Origin of the sequence: Blautia sp. TM10-2 (assembly GCF_003480845.1) — a bacterium.
Lineage (GTDB): Bacteria > Bacillota > Clostridia > Lachnospirales > Lachnospiraceae > Fusicatenibacter > Fusicatenibacter saccharivorans.
Genome location: NZ_QUJZ01000010.1, coordinates 108466 through 125789, shown reverse-complemented (window position 1 = coordinate 125789; position 17324 = coordinate 108466). Strand labels below are relative to the sequence as shown.

The following is a 17324-nucleotide window of genomic DNA, read 5'->3' as shown; positions in this document are numbered from 1 at the left end:
GGGATTGCAGCAGGAAGGATCTGCAGAAGGATTCTGAGAGAGTATGTAATCCCCGGGAGGAAAAAAATGGAGACAATCAGTATTATCATACCATGCTACAACGAAGAGGAAGCAATTCCGGTTTACTACGAGACGATGGTACGTCAGATGGATGAGATGGAAGAACAGCAGAAGGTTCAGTTCGAGCTGATCTTTGTTGACGACGGCTCGAAGGATCACAGCCTGTTTGAGATGCGCCGGCTTGCGCAGAAGGATATGCGCTGCCGTTACCTCTCATTTTCGAGAAATTTCGGAAAAGAGGCAGCCATGTACGCCGGACTGCAGGCGGCCAAAGGCGATTACGTAACAGTGATGGATGTCGACCTTCAGGATCCGCCGTTCCTTCTTCCGAAAATGTACGCGATGCTGCAGAGCGGTACCTGTGACTGTGTGGCGGCACGCCGGAGCTCGCGGGAGGGCGAGGGAAAAATCAAATCCTTCTTATCAAATGCTTTCTACAGTGTGATAAACCGCCTTTCCAAAACAGAGATCGTAAGCGGTGCAAGGGACTACCGCCTGATGAGCCGCAAAATGGTGGATGCCGTGCTGGAAATGAGTGAGTACAACCGCTTTTCCAAAGGAATTTTCGGATGGGTCGGCTTTCACACAGAATGGCTGGAATTTGAGCATGAGGATCGCTGCGCCGGAACATCAAAGTGGCCGCTTCGAAAGCTCCTTGCGTACTCGGTTGACGGCATCACAGGTTTTTCCGTAGCTCCGCTGTCATTTGCATCTGTCATGGGCGTGCTTTTTTTCCTGATTTCTATAATTCTGATCGTGTTCATCATCGGAAGAACGCTGCTGTTTGGCGATCCCGTTGCGGGCTGGCCGTCGATGGCATGCATCCTTTTTCTGGTGAGCGGTGTACAGCTTTTCTGCACGGGCATTGTAGGCATTTATCTTTCCAAGACATATCTTGAAACAAAGCACCGTCCGATCTATCTTTTAAAGGAGACGAGTGAAGAGACGGTCAAGATGCACAGTGTGCAGCCGGTGAAAAAGCAGGAGAGTGCTGCAAAGAGAAGAAAAGATGCCAATACGACAGAAAAGAAAAACGTGTATTTTCCAGAGTATGCCGACAAACGCCATGCTTCTGAAAGAGGAGAAATCCGGGCATGAAAAAGGAAATCTTAAAGGAAATAAGAGAGCCGGGGAAATCACGGAAAAAGGAAGGTCAGCCGAAAGGACGGCGGAACGGCTTTTTGGAAGGTCTTACCGGAAAGGATTTTACGGCGGCTGGTCTGTTTTTCTTTTCTTTGCTTTTGTGCCGGCTGTTCGTCCTGCAATACGGCGTATTCGGCTCCTCGATTGACTGGATCAGCCAGCACAGCACCCTTGCCGATTACTTCCGAAAGCGGTTTTACGCGACCGGAAACCTCTTCCCGGATTTCGCATGGAATCTGGGAGGAGGTCAGAATATTTACCATTTTGCCTACTACGGACTGCTGAGTCCGACCATGCTGTTATCCTACCTTTTCCCGTTCATCCCGATGGACCTGTGGGTGATGGGTTCCTCCGCGCTGCTGTATGCGGCGGATGCAGTGCTTTTTTATCGATGGATCAGCAAAAAGGGTCTGCATTACGGCAACTGTCTTTTTACATCACTTTTCTTTACGTGTTCTACCGCACTTCTATATCATTCCTATAATCAGCTTATGTTTGTCAATTATATGCCGTTTCTGCTGCTGGCTCTGCTGGGCGTGGATCGCCATTTTCAGAAGAGAAAGAGCGGTCTTCTGATTCTTTCCGTTCTTGGGATGATTCTGACCAGCTTTTATTTTTCGGTCGGCGGGCTGCTTGCGCTCACGGCGTATGCGGTGACGGAGTATTTGAAATGCGGTACAGAAAATGCTGCGTATGAAGCGGAACAGGAGAATCGAAAAGTGTCGCGGAATCAAAAGGCCGGGGCAGAGAAAAAGCAGATGGCAGGTGAAAAATCTTCAGGAACAGTTGAAGCTTTGGCGGGTTTGCGGAGCTTTTTTGGCGCAGCAATCCGCTTTGCTCTTCCGGTCCTCGCAGGAATCCTTCTTTCCGGTATTCTGCTGATCCCATCGGCTGCCGCCTTGTTCGGCGGCAGCGGCGAGGGCGGACGCGGCACCGCAGCGGGCGGCATCGCAGGACTTTTTACCGATCCGGCGATGTGGAAACCGCAGTTTCTGATCCTACGTCTCTGCTACACGCCGTACGGCATTGGCCTCTCCGCATTTGCGGGGGTGGCGCTTTTGGGCAGAGTGATCGGAAAGAGCCGGTTGCGTGAGAAACTGTTGTCCTTCCTTTTGCTGGTATTCTTTTGTATTCCCCTGTTCGGCTATCTGCTGAACGGCGGCCTGTACAGCAAAGATAAAGTATTCATCCCGTTTCTTCCGGTCCTCTGTGCAGAAGTCGGGCTTTATGTGGAAAACCAGCTTGTCCGGAAGCGGGAGTGTGGAAAAAATCGAAGCACCGGGAATTTTAAGCGCAAAGTCATGACAGAGCTGCGAGAATTGCTTCCGTACCTCATAGTTCTGATTCTGATGTGGAATGCAAAGCAAGAGACATACTTTGAACCATACTGGCATCTCGGCATACTGGATGTGATTTGTGTGACTGCGTGCTATCTGGCATGGCGGTGGTTTCCGGCAAAAAAACGGCTGCGGGGCAGAGAGCTTCCGTTTCTGCCGCTCGTCTTTAGTGCTGTGATTCTTGCATTTGCCGGAAAAGCAATCAATCAGGAAAAGCATGTGATGATCCCGCGTAAAACGTATGAAGCTCTGACGGACAGCAAGATTGCAGCGGCAATCCGCGAGATCCGTGCGGAGGATCCCGGCTGGTACCGTATGGAGCAGTATGGAGACGGCGGACAGAACCTTGCGAACGTCAACCGGATATGGGATATTGGACAGAATGTTTCGACGATTTATTCCTCGGCATACAATGCAGAATATAAGAAATTCCGGGACGAGACGTATGGGATTAATGAAGCCTTCCGCAACCGCATGATGCAGACGGTTTCCGATGATCCGCTGTTCTGGCAGCTCATGGGCGTGAAGTACATTCTGGCAGAAACACGGCCGGAAGGGTATGAACTGTACCGGGATTACGGGGACTTTCAGGTTTATCGTGCCATATCCGCAGCGCCGGTTGCCTACGTGACAGACCAGGTGGTTTCCGAGACGGAATACAAATCGTTACCTTATCCGCAGAACCAGGAAATACTGGAGACGGCAGCCGTGATCCCGGATCAGGAAATGCGGAAGACAACAGCGGCAATCACGGATCAGGAAAAATCGGCGAAATCTGTGGATAATTTCAGAGCCGCTGCAGATTCAGATACAAAGAATGGTTCTGTAGGACCCCTGTTTCACAGTTGTTTTCAGAAAGTAAACCTTGAAATTCCAGAGACCGATCAGGAAGATCTGCGCATTCAGAAGACAGCGGACGGATATGAGATTGAGACGAAAAAATCCGTGACCGTCTCAGCAACGCTGCCGGGTGCCGCAGAGGGAGCAACGCTGCTCGCCGTTTCTTTCGAGGTGGAGAATCAGAAAGCGAGTCATGATATGTTTATCCGCATCAACGGCCAGACCAACCGCCTGACCGGCATCAACCATACGTATGCCAATGGGAATACACAGTTTAACTATCTTGTAACGATGAAAGAAGATGGAACCGTATTCATTCGGATGGGAAAAGGCCATTATATCCTGAAAAATTTTGAGACATGGACTGGTATGGCACAGCCGTTGGAAAAAACGGAGCAGCTGTACAGTCAGGCGGTTACCCTGATTGGCGGAACAACAGCAACATACGGCGGCGACGGCATCACAGGCGTGGTTTCCGCGGAAAGAGACGGATACCTCATCACCAGCATTCCATACGATGAAAATTTTGTGCTGAAAGTGGATGGGAAAGAAACACTGCTGTTCCGCGCAAACACGGCATTTCTCGGCGCAAAAATCCCATCAGGCGAGCACAAAATTGTTCTTGTGTACCATGCGCCCGGACGGACGGCTGGCAGTTGGTGCAGCCTGATGGGAGGAATGCTGGCACTCATCCTTGTGATCTGTGAAAAAAAGAAACAGCAAAACGGCAGCGAACGGGCAGGAGAGAGCAAAATGTTGCAAAAACAGCGGAAATATTATATCATCAGAGTGTAAAAATAGTTGTAGTGACACTTGGTGGAATGGAGCATATCTTTACAGCCGCAGGAAGAACTGGCAGCGTTTGCCCGGTTTGGAAACGCCGTTGCAAGCCTTTGTGTGGAGAAAAAAGGTGCTAGAGCGTGTCTGAAAAATCATTTCCGCAATCTGCAAGCTCCACTTTGCGGTATATTTTACCCTCATTCGGTTGCCGTAGCCCGCTACGCCGCCCTTATTCGGATAAAATCTCCCACGAACTGGGACTCGCAGCTCACGAAAAGCCTTTTTCAGACACGCTCTATTCCGGCCATGCCGGATCTGGCACAGGTAGAAAAAAGACTGGGGGATAAGAAATGGAATTAAGAGAGCAGTTAAATGGAATCCAGCATGTCGGTATTCCGACCAACGATATTGAGATGACGATTGCGTTTTATGAAAAGCTTGGATTTGAAATTGCATTCCGCACCGTAAATGAGGCGGCGGATGAGAAAGTGGCATTCTTAAAGCTTGGAACACTTGTGATCGAAACGTACGAAAACAAAGCTGCAGCACTGAAACCCGGAGCAATCGACCATGTGGCGATTGACGTAAAGAATATTGAAAAGGTTCACGAAATGATTACCGGGGCCGGTCTGAATACGACGCAGGATGAAGTACATTTCCTTCCGTTCTGGGAAAATGGCGTCCGTTTCTTCACGATCGAAGGACCAAATAAAGAAAAAGTGGAATTCAGCCAGTATTTGTAACGATTCCAAGCCATGCGAAATGGAAGAAAAATCGCGAATCATGCTTGCATGAATATCCGTTTGACCAGCAAAGCCTCTGCCGGAAAGCAAAATTTTTGCCCGGCAGAGGCTTTTTTACTTACTCTGAAGCAAATACTACCGGATAGTCAAAAAAGCGCAAATTATCCCTATAGAGTAAAGGAGATGCAAAATTTATCTGCAGTTACAAAAACGGGGTGGAGTTTTTATGGAAACAGGGCAGGAAATCATTGTGCTTTCTGCACGTGAGTGGTAAAATAGAATAGATAATATATAATCTGTTTTGAATAAAAACAGGATATTTTAGATAACATATAATCTGTAACAAGAAGGGGAAAAAATGGAACAATTTATATGGGAAACTCCGGAAGAACTGGATCAAAAACTTGCGCAGCGAGTGAGAAAAATCAGAAAGAGACGTTCAATTACGCAGGAAAAATTAGCATCTATAAGCGGAGTGAGTTACGGCTCAATCAAAAGATTCGAAACGACAGGACAAATTTCCCTGTTATCTTTAACGAAAATTGCAATCGCACTGGATCTTGCAGATGAGCTCAGAAATATTTTCACGCAGGTACCGTATAAAGATATTCAGGAGGTTATCAATGAAACAAGATAAAGTACTGCAGGTGTGTTATGAGGATCAAACGGTGGGAACATTAGCTATGACGGCAGACCACAAAGTGGCATTTCAGTACAGTGATGAATGGCTGGAAACCGGATTTTCGATCAACCCATTTTCATTGCCTTTGCAAAAACAGGTATTTGTTCCAGTTAAGGATCATTTTGAAGGATTATTTGGGGTTTTTGCGGACAGTCTTCCAGATCATTGGGGCAGATTACTGTTGGATCGCCTGTTACGGGCACATAAACAAAATCCGGATGAACTGACCGTACTGGATCGTCTGGCGATTGTGGGCACATCGGGGATGGGAGCGTTGACATATCACCCGGAAAAGAATTTTCCAGAGGAGCAGAGCAGTGCAGATCTGGACAAACTAGCGGAAGAGTGTCAAAAGATACTGAATACAGAGTATTCGGATAAACTGGACGAATTGTATCTGCTGGGAGGTACCATCGGCGGAGCAAGACCTAAAATCATGACACCCATTGATAATGAAGAATGGATTATCAAATTTCCAGCGCATGTGGACGGAAAAGATGCAGGAAAAATGGAATATGACTATTCCTGCTGTGCCAAGGCCTGCGGAATTATGATGAGTGAAACGAGATTGTTTCCATCAGAAAAATGTAAAGGATATTTTGGAACTAAAAGGTTTGACAGGAGAAACTGTTTGAAAGGGAAAAAGAAAGTGCACATGTTGACGACAGCTGCAATTCTGGAATTGGATTTTGAGCAGCCAAGTCTGGACTATCATGGATTAATGAAACTGACAAAAATCATGACACGCAATTGCGATGAAGATGTTGAAAATATGTTCCGCCGAATGTGTTTCAATGTTTTTGCACATAACAGAGATGATCATTCGAAGAACTTCACGTATTTGTACGAAGCAGACGAAGATAAATGGCATTTAAGTCCGGCATATGATCTTACTTACAGTAATACGTATTATGGCGAACATACTACGTCAGTAGATGGAAATGGAAGAAATCCAGGCAGAAAAGAGTTACTGGCGGTAGGAACTGGTGCAGGGATGAAAAAGACAAGGTGTGAAGAGATCATAGACGAAATTGAGAAAAAAGTAAAGGAAATGTTGGAAGAATATCTTTTGGGTAAGTGATTCTCTTTGCATTCAAAAAATTTTAAACAGCAAGTTATTAACAGTTAAATAAAAAAGAGTTGCCAGACAAATGAACACTATAAGTACCTTGCTACGAGTTTTATTTTCGTAGCAAAGTACAAGATAGTACAGAGATAAAAATATGTCTCATTTGTCGTTTAACTCTTTACATTGCGCTTTTATTTCTTCTATCGAATCCTTCAATAACTTTAATCTGGCAGGCTACTTTCTAAACAAAGTCGTCCCCATCCCACCCGCCTGTTCGGGTATTCGCTCTCGGATGCGATGGGTTTTGTGCCTGCGATGAGATAAGCTTTCAGCTTTTCACCATATAAAAACGGGTCATTTCCGCGCAGAATGCCCCATTCCATCATAAGCGCGGCGCTTCCCGATACAAAAGGCGTGGCAAACGAGGTGCCGGTGAAGGAAGCATAGCCGCCGCCGGAACGGGGAGCTGGGATATTGACACCCGGGGCGGCGAGATCAGGTTTAATTTCGTGGAGAATACGGGTATAGCCGCGGCCGGAGAAGCTGGCATAGGAGGAAAGGCGGGGATCGTAGGCACCGACCGTGATGGCGGAGCGGGCGGTGGAAGGGATGGTGAGTGTGGTGTCGGCAGTGGGGGAGAAGAAGCGGGTCTGTGAACCGACGGCGTTTCCGCCGGGAAGCCAGAGGTCAAAGGAACCGGAGATCAGGCGGCCGGGGGTGAGACGCAAGGTCCAGATGCCGTTTTCGACGGACAGATGGTTTCCTGCGCCCTGAAAGGTCAGGTAAATTTCCTGCGCCTGGCTGTAGGGGGATGGCATGCCATAAAACAGGAGAAGTTCTGTCGGACCAAGCGTCAGACGCGCCGTGCCGAGGACAGGAGAGAGCGTGCCGGAGCGGATGCCGCCGGGGGAAATCAGTTCGATCGAGATTTCATCCCCATAAACCTTCCAGATCTGGAGACTGAACGAGGATTCATAAGCACCGACCTGAAATTCAACGGAGACAGCGCGGTCAGCCGTTGCCGAGACCGCAGACGTCGCAGCCGGATCAGATGTCGCACGGACTGTTTGCGTCTGACCGGACGACTTGCGATCCGACTTTAGGTTCCCGGCATAATGGCGTCCGGTATCCCCTTCATTTCCTGCCCCGATACAGATCACGTTCTGCCCTAAATTTGACACTGCATTCAAATACGTTTCAAGTAAGGAATCCCCGCTGTGCGAACCGTAATTATTCCCGAAGCTCAAATTAGTCACAAGCGGCCGCTCCACCAGAAGTGCATATCTTACGCAGAAATCCACCGCCTGCAGCAATTGCGATGTCCGCGGCAGATCCGCCGGATCAGGATTCCCAAGCTTTACGACCACGAGTGTTGCTTCCGGTGCCACGCCCCGCATGGCCGCATCTGCCGAGGATCTCCCATTTCCCGCTGCGATTCCGAGCACCGCTGTCCCATGCCCTGTCACATCGCGGGACGGCACGAGGGCAAACCGTTCTTCCGGCGTAGAAGATGCAAGTGCCTCATTGATCTGCTGCCGTGTATATACCGACCCAAGAGCATACCCCATCGGAGGATTCCCCGGAATCGTCTGATCCCATAAAATTGCAATTCGGCTTGTCCCGTCCGGTGCGCAGAAATCCGGATGCGCATAGTCCACGCCGGAATCAATGCATGCAAGTAGCACCCCATTCCCATACAGACCTGAAATCCCCTCCTGCACAGGTGTAATACAGGATATGCTCCGCATAAACGCATCCGCGAAAAACAAAGGTTTTGGCTTTTCCAGATACGTAATCTGCGGCAGTCCCGTCACGTAATCCATCAGAGACTCCGGTACCAGAAGAATGGCATACGAAAACAGCAGAAGCGTTACACGTACCCCCTGCTCCTCCAGAAAGGCCAGATCTCCCTGATACTGTACAATTACTTCCCATGTTTTGCTGTAAGAGTTATAACCTGCCGAAAGCTCCGGCACACGCCGCCGTTCGACTTCCGTTGCGGCCAGCGCAAGGTTCAACAGGTTTTCCCTTTTTTGATCAATCATTACAAAAACTCCGTCCAAAATGTTGTTAAAATCTATTCCGCTTTTCCGGGAAATATGATATAATCGCCATCGTACAATAGGGGTACAGATCTGCTTTTTGGAGTGCATCGAAAAATGGTTTTACGATGCCGCCTGGCGGGTCTTTACTATTTTACGCGAAATGCTTTTGCATTGAAGGGAGAGAACATGAAAATTATCATTGTGGGCTGCGGAAAAGTCGGAACCGCACTGACCGCCCAGCTGAGCCGCGAGGACAACCTTGTGACGGTCATTGACACAGACAGTATTGTCGTCCGCAACGTCTCCAACACCTACGACGTTATGGGAATTGTAGGAAACGGAGCAAGCTATCAGGTGCTTCAGGAGGCGGATATTGAGCATGCGGATCTGATGATTGCCGTAACCAAAAGTGATGAAATGAACCTGCTTTGCTGTGTCATCGCCAAACAGGCGGCAGACTGTCACACCATCGCCAGAGTCCGAAACCCGATGTATCGGGAGGAGAGAGAATTTATCCGTAAAAAGCTGGGTCTGTCCATGATCATCAACCCGGAGCACGCGGCCGCCATGGAAATGGCAAGACTGCTGCGGTTCCCATCTGCGATTGAGATCGACAGCTTTTCCCGCGGAAGAATCGAAATGCTGCGCTTTAAAGTGCCGGAAACATCGAAAATTGTCCATATGTCGCTGCGTGAGCTGGCCGGAGCGCTTCAGTACAGTCTGCTGGTCTGTGCTGTTGAGCGAAACGGCGAGGTTTACATACCGGATGGAAATTTTGTGATCCAGGCAAAAGACAGCCTTTCCATCATTACCACACCGCAGAACGCAGAGAGCCTGTTTAAGAAAATTGGTGTTCATACAAACAAGGTACACAATACGATGATCGTTGGAGGCGGTGAAATTACGTATTATCTCGCAAAATCACTGGCAAATATGAACGTCGATGTCAAGATTATCGAGAAAAATAAGGATCGCTGTGAGGTTTTAAGCGAAGCACTGCCGGATGCAACCGTTATTTACGGTGACGGAAGTGACCAGGAGCTCTTAAAAGAAGAGCGCATCCAGAATATGGATTCCTTTGTGGCCTGCACCGATATGGATGAGGAAAACATCATTCTGTCGCTGTATGCGAAAGAGAAGGTATCCTCAAAGGTTGTAACGAAAATCAACCATCTGGAATTTAATGATGTTATCCACAGCCTGAACCTGGACAGCCTGATCTACCCGAAACACATCACAGCAGAGTACATTCTGCAGTATGTCCGGGCAATGAAAAACTCCATCGGAAGCAACGTTGAGACGCTGTATAAGCTGATGGAAGACCGTGTGGAGGCTCTTGAGTTTATCGTGAACCAGAATTGCCGTATGATCGGCATCCGTCTGCAGGATATGAAAACACGGCCAAACCTTCTGGTAGCAGCGATTAACAGACAGGGAAAGGTCATCATTCCGGGTGGACAGGATTCCTTTGAGGCAGGAGATTCCGTCATTATCGTAACAACGGAAACCGGTCTTCAGGATATCCATGAGATTCTGGCAGAGTAACGGGGGAAGCGGATTATGAACTATAAAATGATTCGTTTTGTCATCAGCTGGGTGCTGAAAGTGGAAGGTATGCTGATGCTGCTTCCGGCGCTGGTCGGAGCCATGTATCAGGAAAAGGCAGGTTTTGCGTATCTTATCTGGGGACTGCTCTGCGTTGCGGCCGGTCTGATCCTCTGCTTCAGAAAACCGTCCAATATGGAAATCTATTCCCGCGACGGATTTGTCTGCGTTTCGTTAAGCTGGGTTGTCCTTAGTGTTTTCGGAGCGGTGCCGTTTGTAATTACGGGGGAAATTCCGTTTTATATCAATGCGCTGTTTGAGATCGTTTCCGGTTTCACAACGACAGGAGCCAGCATTTTGAGCGATGTGGAAGCACTTTCACACGCCAGCCTGTTCTGGAGAAGCTTTTCCCACTGGATTGGCGGTATGGGCGTTCTTGTGTTCATTCTTGCATTGCTTCCGATGAAGGGCGGTTCCGTCATGAACCTGATGAAGGCAGAGAGCCCGGGACCGACCGTTTCCAAATTTGTTCCGAGAGTGCGCGGAACCGCTAAAATTCTGTATCAGATTTATCTTGGCATGACACTTTTTACCATTGCTGCCCTGCTGCTTTCCGGCATGAAGACATTTGATTCTGTCACACTCGCCATGGGTGCTGCCGGAACCGGAGGCTTTGCTGTATTAAACAGCGGTTGTGCGACGTACACACCACTGCAGCAGTGGATTCTGACAATCGCCATGATTGCTTTCGGTGTGAATTTTAACTTTTATTATCTGATGCTGTGCAAAAAGGGAAAAGCCGCCATTTCATCCCAGGAGGTAAGAGCGTATTTTCTGATTATCCTTCTGGCAGGAGGCGTGATTTCCTGGAATACCTATCCGATGTACCATTCCATCGGTGAAGCGGTGCGGACTGCCTTTTTCCAGGTTGGATCGATTATCACGACAACGGGTTATTCCACGACGGACTTTGACCTCTGGCCGGAGCTGTCAAAATGTATTCTGGTGATGCTGATGTTCATCGGAGCCTGCGCCGGTTCAACGGGAGGCGGAATCAAGGTTTCGCGAATCCTGATCCTCTTAAAAACCGTGAAAAAAGAGCTTGGTTCGATCGTACATCCGCGCAGTATCAAACGCATCCGTTTTGACGATCATCCGGTAGAGCATGAGGTTCTGCGGGCGATCAACGTATTTTTGATTGTTTATCTGGTGATCTACAGCTTTTCCATGCTGATCATCAGTGTGGATGGATTTTCCTTCGAGACAAACTTCACGGCAGTTGCCGCAACGCTGAACAATATCGGACCTGGTCTTGACCAGGTAGGTCCGACCAGCAATTTCTTCGGATACGGTCCGGTTTCCAAGCTGATTCTGATTTTTGATATGCTGGCAGGCCGTCTGGAACTGTTTCCGATGCTGATCCTTTTCTATCCGTCTACCTGGAAGAAGAGAGGATAAAGCGGTTCACCGGGAAAAAGAGGGACTTTGCGTCGGCGGGAAACTGCCGGAGCAGAAGGAAAAGAAAAAATGGTTACGATTCACAGGGTTTTCCAAAAAAACAGAAAGACGGAATAAAGTCAGGGTGCATTTCCTGACCACAGGCAGAAAGGAAGGAACTTATGAGTAACTGGGAAAAGAATGTAAGAAAAGTTGTGCCGTATGTACCGGGCGAGCAGCCGCATGAGGCTGATATGATCAAGCTGAATACGAATGAGAATCCGTATCCGCCGTCACCAAAAGCCGCAGAGGCGATCAGACGGGTAGCAGAAGAGGATACCCTCCGTCTCTATCCGGATCCGACCGCGGCAGAACTGGTGCAGGCGATTGCGGATGTCTACCACGTAAGCACGAAGCAGGTTTTTGTCGGTGTCGGTTCGGATGATGTTCTGGCGATGGCGTTTATGACGTATTTTAACTCTGACAAACCGATTCTTTTCCCGGACATTACCTATTCCTTCTACGATGTCTGGGCGGAGGAATTCCGTATTCCGTACGAGCAGATCCCGCTCGATGAAAATTTCTGCATTGTGCCGGAGCAGTATTTTGCAGAGAACCATCCAAATGGCGGAATTGTGTTCCCGAACCCGAATGCACCGACGGGTGTGGAGCTTTCGCTTTCTGCGATCGAATCGATATTGCAGCATAACCCGGATGTGGTTGTGATCGTAGATGAGGCATATGTGGATTTCGGAGCAGCCACTGCGCAGCCGCTGCTGGAAAAATATGAAAACCTGCTGGTTGTGCAGACAACATCAAAATCCCGTTCGCTTGCCGGCATGCGCATCGGCTATGCAATCGGAAATGAGAAGATGATTTCGTATCTGAATGATGTGAAATATTCTTTCAATTCGTATACCATGAATCAGACCACGATCGCAGCCGGAGCCGCAGCGATCCGCGATGTGGAATATTTCCGCAAGACGGTGAAAAAAGTGATGGAAACGAGAGAATGGTCGAAGGAGGAGCTGAAAAAGCTGGGATTTTCTTTCGAAGATTCGAAATCGAACTTTATTTTTGCAACGCACAAAAGCGTACCGGCCGGGAAGATTTTTCAGGCACTCCGGGAACGACATATCTATGTGCGGTATTTTGAGAAACCCCGCATTGACAATTATCTGCGTATTACGATTGGCACGCGGGAAGAAATGCAGACGCTGTTTGATTTTTTGAAAGATTACTTAAAAGAGGGATGAAACAGCAAAAAATATAAGACAGAAGAAAAGTATCTGCAAAGGAGCGGAAGAAAATTTTAAAGGGGGACTGCCGTCGGACTCGGATATGAGATCCGGCGACAGTTTGGGAAGGTATTTGGGTATGAACAAAGAGAAGAAAGAAGTAGTAAAGGTAAATCAGATTACAGAGGGTGTTATCTGGCAGCAGATTCTGATCTTTTTCCTGCCGATTCTGTTCGGAACGTTTTTCCAGCAGCTTTACAACACGGCAGATGCCATGATTGTCGGACACTTTCTTGGAAAACAGGCACTTGCGGCGGTCGGCGGAACGACAGGTACGCTGATCAATCTGCTGGTCGGATTTTTCGTCGGCCTTTCGAGTGGTGCGACGGTTGTTATTTCACAGCATTACGGAGCCAATAAAGAGGACAAGGTTCAGTGGGCAGTACACACTTCCATTGCCTTTTCCATTCTCGGAGGTATTGTGCTGACAGTAGTCGGCATTGGCTGTTCGAGATGGATGCTCGATCTGATGAACACGCCGGATGATGTTGTAAATCATGCGCTGATTTATATGCGTGTCTATTTCCTTGGAACCATCGGAAACCTGATTTACAATATGGGTTCCGGTATCCTGCGTGCGGTCGGCGACTCGAAACGTCCGCTGCTGTATCTGATCATCTGCTGTATGACCAATATCGCGCTTGACTTTTTATTTGTTGTCGGTTTGCAGATGGGTGTTATGGGCGCGGCGCTTGCGACCATTCTGTCTCAGATCATCAGTGCGGTTCTTGTTATGGGCTCTCTGATGCGGACCAGAGATATTTACCGGCTTCATCTGCGGAAAATCAGCATCGACTGGATTATGCTGAAACGGATTATCCGCATTGGCTTTCCGGCAGGCGTACAGTCGATTCTGTACTCGGTATCGAATGTAATCATTCAGTCTGCCGTCAATTCACTGGGAACCAACAATGTGGCTGCGTGGGCAGCTTACGGAAAGGTGGACGGTCTTTTCTGGATGATGATCAATGCGCTCGGTATTGCGGCGACAACCTTTGTCGGTCAGAACTACGGTGCGAAAAAGATGGATCGTGTACACCGCGGTGTGCGCACCAGCATGATCATGGCATTCCTGATGACGGGTCTGATGGTTGTGTTTATGTGGTTTATCGGTGATACACTGATTTCTCTGTTTACCACAGATACGGCGGTGCGTGAAATCTGTCACGGACTGATCCATTTCCTGGTTCCGACCTTCTTTACCTACATTTCCATCGAAATCCTTTCCGGTGCACTCCGCGGTGTCGGAGATGCATGGATTCCGATGTTTATCACCGGAATAGGAATCTGTGGAGTACGTATCGTGTGGATGACGGCGGTTCTGCCGCATTTCCACTCCTTAAAAGGAGCTGCCTTCTGCTATCCGCTGTCGTGGGTAATCACAACGATTGCATACTTTATTTATTACCTGTTCTTCAGTCAGCTGAGTAAGAGGAAAGAATTGAAAAGTATCTAACGGAATATTCAAACTGTTTTAACAAAACTGTGTTATTGTGATATAATAAGTAGAATACGAAGGAAAGACAGGTGGAACATAAGATGGTAAGTGAAAAAGTAACGATTGTCAATCCGTCAGGTCTGCATCTTTTAAATGCGGTAAATTTGTCAAACAGTGTAAGCCGGTACAAATCTGCCATGTCGTTTACCTATGAAAACAACGGGATGCTGGGAACGGTTAATTTAAAGAGTATTTTGAGTATCGTAGCTGCAGGAATCAAGCAGGGAGAAACCATTGAGATCTGCAGCAGCGGGGAGGATGAAGAGGAAGCACTTCAGGCGGCCGTTGCCGCAATTAAAAGCGGGCTCGGAGAGACGCCGGAGTGAGGAGATAGGAACATAGAATAGAAATAAAGAAAAGGACCTCGCTTTTTGAAAAAACGGAATGGGAAACCGGACCGTATTTCAAAAAGCGAGGTTTTTTATGTGGCGGCAGATAAAAGATTCCTGCCTTCGGGGGGGGGAATTTCGAAAGCAGGGATGAAAAGATAAGCTGCGAAGCGGATTGCGAATATCCGTTTGACAACAGGATGTATAAGGCCGGAAAAAAGTGTCTACACTCTGGATAAAGCAAAAATGCAGAGAAAAGGAGTGCAGAAAAAATGGCAAGGCAGAAGAAAATTGATCTGGAACATATGACGGAGAAGGAGAAAATGAAATACGAAATCGCAGGTGAGCTGGGGCTTTTAGAACGCGTGCTGAATGACGGCTGGCGATCACTCACGGCAAAAGAAACGGGACGGATCGGTGGCCTTGTGACACGGAGGAAGCGGCAGATGGCGGCGGAAGGAAAGAACGAAAACGAAGAAAAATAAGCGGTACCGCAATTTTTGCAATATCCTCAACAGTTTTGACCATAGATTTTTCCTGTGAAAGCGTTATAATAAAAACAAGGAATGGGTGGCGCCGCGCCAAAGTCCGTGTCTGCATGAGACCCGGCGACTGCCGCGATACCCTGAGAAACTCGCAGAGCGTGTTTCGGATCGTTTGGAGAAGTGAGGGAAAAGTTTATGGAAGCAAAAAAAGAGAAAAAGTATATGTCGGATATCCATCTCGAGGATTATACCGAACAGTACGAAACGGGATTTGCCACAGTGGACACGATGATATTTGAAGGGGGAAGAAGAGAGGAGCTGCTGAACGGCGGCTGGCATTATGCAGTCGATCAGTACGATACCTGTCTGCGCCAGAAATGGTACAAAGAGAGATACCGCGACGAAAAAGGCTTCACTGTGCCAATCGACTATTCCTTTGACGAGTGGCCGGTGATGCAGCTTCCGTGCAGCTGGAATACCATCGATCCGACGTATCTCCTGTATGAGGGAAGCATGGTCTTTACGAGAAAATTTTCCTATATCGCAGAAAGAGAGGAAACAGTCTTTCTGAAAGTGGGCGCAGCCAATTATCTGTGCCGCGTTTTCTTAAACGGAAAATACGTCGGTATGCATCGCGGCGGATCGACACCGGCGTTCTGGAATATCACAGAATACCTGAAAGCGGAGAACCGCATCGTGCTTGCAGTTGACGGAACGAGACGGCCGGAGCAGGTGCCGACCGAGAATACCGACTGGTTCAACTACTGCGGCGTATACCGCGATATCGCACTGATCCGTGTTCCGAAATGCCATATCAAAACTTTTAAAATTGCGCTTGTGCCGGACGGAACATTTGGACATGTTATGGCGAAAGTGACACTGTCGGAAAAAATGACAGCCAAGGCAGAGCTTGTCATCGAGGAGCTTGGCGTGAGCCGGAAAATCCAGCTGGAAAACGGAGCCGGAGAAGTTGTTTTTGATGCAAAACCGGAGCTTTGGACACCGGAAAAACCGAAGCTGTATGATGTAAAAGTAACCTGTGGAACCGATACCGTCAGCGACCGGGTCGGCTTTCGTGAAATTCGCGTGAACGGCAGAGACATTCTGCTGAACGGAGAGCCCGTTTTCCTGCGTGGTATCAGTTGCCACGAAGACAGCGTGGAAAACGGAAAAGGCCTGACAAGAGAGGAACGGATCGAAAATATCCGCATTGCGAAAGAACTGGGATGCAACTTCATGCGCCTTGCACATTACCCGCATAACGAAGAAATGGCAAAACTCGCCGACGAGCTTGGGCTTCTTTTGTGGGAGGAAATTCCGGTTTACTGGGCAATTCGTTTTGAACGTGAAAAAACATATGAGGATGCCCAGAATCAGCTCCGCGAACTCATCAACCGTGACTGGAACCGCGCGAGCGTGATCATCTGGTCTGTCGGAAATGAGAATGCCGATACGGATGAACGGCTGAAATTCATGAGCGTACTGGCAGAATGCGCGCATCGGGAGGATGAGACGCGAATGGTGTCTGCGGCCTGCCTGGTTAATGCTACGAAAAATAAGATTGAGGACCGTCTGATGGAATACCTTGACATCATCGGCATCAACGAGTACTGCGGCTGGTACACCCCGGATTTTGCGATGCTGCCGGCACTGATGGAAAACAGCCAGCCGGACAAGCCGGTTATCGTAACGGAGTTCGGCGCAGACGCGCTGCCGCATCACCATGGAACCATCTCGGACAAAGGAACCGAGGAGTGCCAGGCGGATGTGTACGAAAAACAGATTGCAACGCTGCGGAACATTGACTACATCAAGGGCATGACCCCCTGGATTCTCTACGACTTCCGCTGCCCGCGCAGAACAAGCCTGATCCAGAAATATTATAACCGGAAGGGGCTGCTCTCTGAGGACAAAAAGTACCGCAAACCGGCATTTTATGTGCTGCAGAAATTCTATGAAGAGCTGAAAAGAAAAGAACAGTAGGGGCAAGAGCTTTTCAAAAAGATCAGCCGACTTGCACGGTTGATGATATC

General features: G+C 48.4%; 15 protein-coding genes. 13 read left to right on the top strand and 2 right to left on the bottom strand.

Annotated elements, in window-relative coordinates; translation table 11 throughout:
• The first annotated feature begins 66 nt into the window (after nt 1-66).
• Nucleotides 67-1158: a glycosyltransferase family 2 protein gene (locus DXD92_RS11670; protein ID WP_118640571.1), complete on the top strand. Its 1092-nt coding sequence runs from the start codon at nt 67-69 to the stop codon at nt 1156-1158.
• Complete coding sequence (locus DXD92_RS11665) at nt 1155-4175, top strand: YfhO family protein (RefSeq protein WP_118640570.1); 3021 nt, start codon at nt 1155-1157, stop codon at nt 4173-4175. Before DXD92_RS11670 ends, DXD92_RS11665 begins: the two co-directional genes overlap by 4 nt.
• A 39-nt stretch (nt 4176-4214) precedes the next feature.
• Here DXD92_RS11665 and DXD92_RS19520 read toward each other — a convergent pair whose 3' ends face one another.
• A complete protein-coding gene (locus DXD92_RS19520) occupies nt 4215-4427 on the bottom strand; it encodes a DUF6783 domain-containing protein (protein ID WP_334294805.1) in 213 nt (70 codons plus the stop codon).
• Between DXD92_RS19520 and DXD92_RS19515 the strand changes: the two genes are divergently transcribed.
• From DXD92_RS19515 to DXD92_RS11645, 4 genes are all read left to right on the top strand, one after another.
• A complete protein-coding gene (locus tag DXD92_RS19515) occupies nt 4347-4520 on the top strand; it encodes a DUF6783 domain-containing protein (protein ID WP_308054139.1) in 174 nt (57 codons plus the stop codon). The two genes, DXD92_RS19520 and DXD92_RS19515, sit on opposite strands and share 81 nt — an antisense overlap.
• Nucleotides 4511-4903, top strand: a complete 393-nt coding sequence (locus tag DXD92_RS11655; RefSeq protein WP_055227805.1) for a VOC family protein — start codon at nt 4511-4513, stop codon at nt 4901-4903. Before DXD92_RS19515 ends, DXD92_RS11655 begins: the two co-directional genes overlap by 10 nt.
• A gap of 358 nt (nt 4904-5261) precedes the next feature.
• Nucleotides 5262-5540: a helix-turn-helix domain-containing protein gene (locus tag DXD92_RS11650; RefSeq protein ID WP_055227803.1), complete on the top strand. Its 279-nt coding sequence runs from the start codon at nt 5262-5264 to the stop codon at nt 5538-5540.
• Complete coding sequence (locus DXD92_RS11645; protein WP_117812988.1) at nt 5527-6666, top strand: type II toxin-antitoxin system HipA family toxin; 1140 nt, start codon at nt 5527-5529, stop codon at nt 6664-6666. Before DXD92_RS11650 ends, DXD92_RS11645 begins: the two co-directional genes overlap by 14 nt.
• A 209-nt stretch (nt 6667-6875) precedes the next feature.
• Here DXD92_RS11645 and DXD92_RS11640 read toward each other — a convergent pair whose 3' ends face one another.
• Entirely contained in the window at nt 6876-8699 is a 1824-nt protein-coding gene (locus DXD92_RS11640; protein WP_118640569.1) for a S8 family peptidase, read from the bottom strand.
• Between the two features lie 114 nt (nt 8700-8813).
• Here DXD92_RS11640 and trkA point away from each other — a divergent pair, with 114 nt between their 5' ends.
• The 7 genes from trkA (at nt 8814) to DXD92_RS11605 (ending at nt 17274) form a co-directional block, all read left to right on the top strand.
• Entirely contained in the window at nt 8814-10244 is a 1431-nt protein-coding gene (gene trkA / locus DXD92_RS11635) for a Trk system potassium transporter TrkA (protein WP_279220658.1), read from the top strand.
• 15 nt (nt 10245-10259) lie between these two features.
• A complete protein-coding gene (locus tag DXD92_RS11630) occupies nt 10260-11702 on the top strand; it encodes a TrkH family potassium uptake protein (RefSeq protein WP_118640568.1) in 1443 nt (480 codons plus the stop codon).
• Nucleotides 11703-11863: 161 nt separating this feature from the next.
• Nucleotides 11864-12937, top strand: coding sequence for a histidinol-phosphate transaminase (gene hisC / locus DXD92_RS11625; RefSeq protein WP_118640567.1), 1074 nt, complete (start codon nt 11864-11866; stop codon nt 12935-12937).
• A gap of 121 nt (nt 12938-13058) precedes the next feature.
• Nucleotides 13059-14435: an MATE family efflux transporter gene (locus tag DXD92_RS11620; RefSeq protein WP_118640566.1), complete on the top strand. Its 1377-nt coding sequence runs from the start codon at nt 13059-13061 to the stop codon at nt 14433-14435.
• Nucleotides 14436-14518: 83 nt separating this feature from the next.
• Nucleotides 14519-14803 carry an HPr family phosphocarrier protein gene (locus DXD92_RS11615; RefSeq protein ID WP_118640565.1) on the top strand — a complete coding sequence of 95 codons (285 nt, stop codon included), beginning with the start codon at nt 14519-14521 and terminating at the stop codon, nt 14801-14803.
• 275 nt (nt 14804-15078) lie between these two features.
• On the top strand, nt 15079-15291 hold the full coding sequence (locus DXD92_RS11610; RefSeq protein ID WP_055220834.1) for a small, acid-soluble spore protein, alpha/beta type: 213 nt from the start codon (nt 15079-15081) through the stop codon (nt 15289-15291).
• A gap of 195 nt (nt 15292-15486) precedes the next feature.
• Nucleotides 15487-17274, top strand: coding sequence for a glycoside hydrolase family 2 protein (locus tag DXD92_RS11605; protein ID WP_118640564.1), 1788 nt, complete (start codon nt 15487-15489; stop codon nt 17272-17274).
• Nucleotides 17275-17324: the final 50 nt, after the last annotated feature.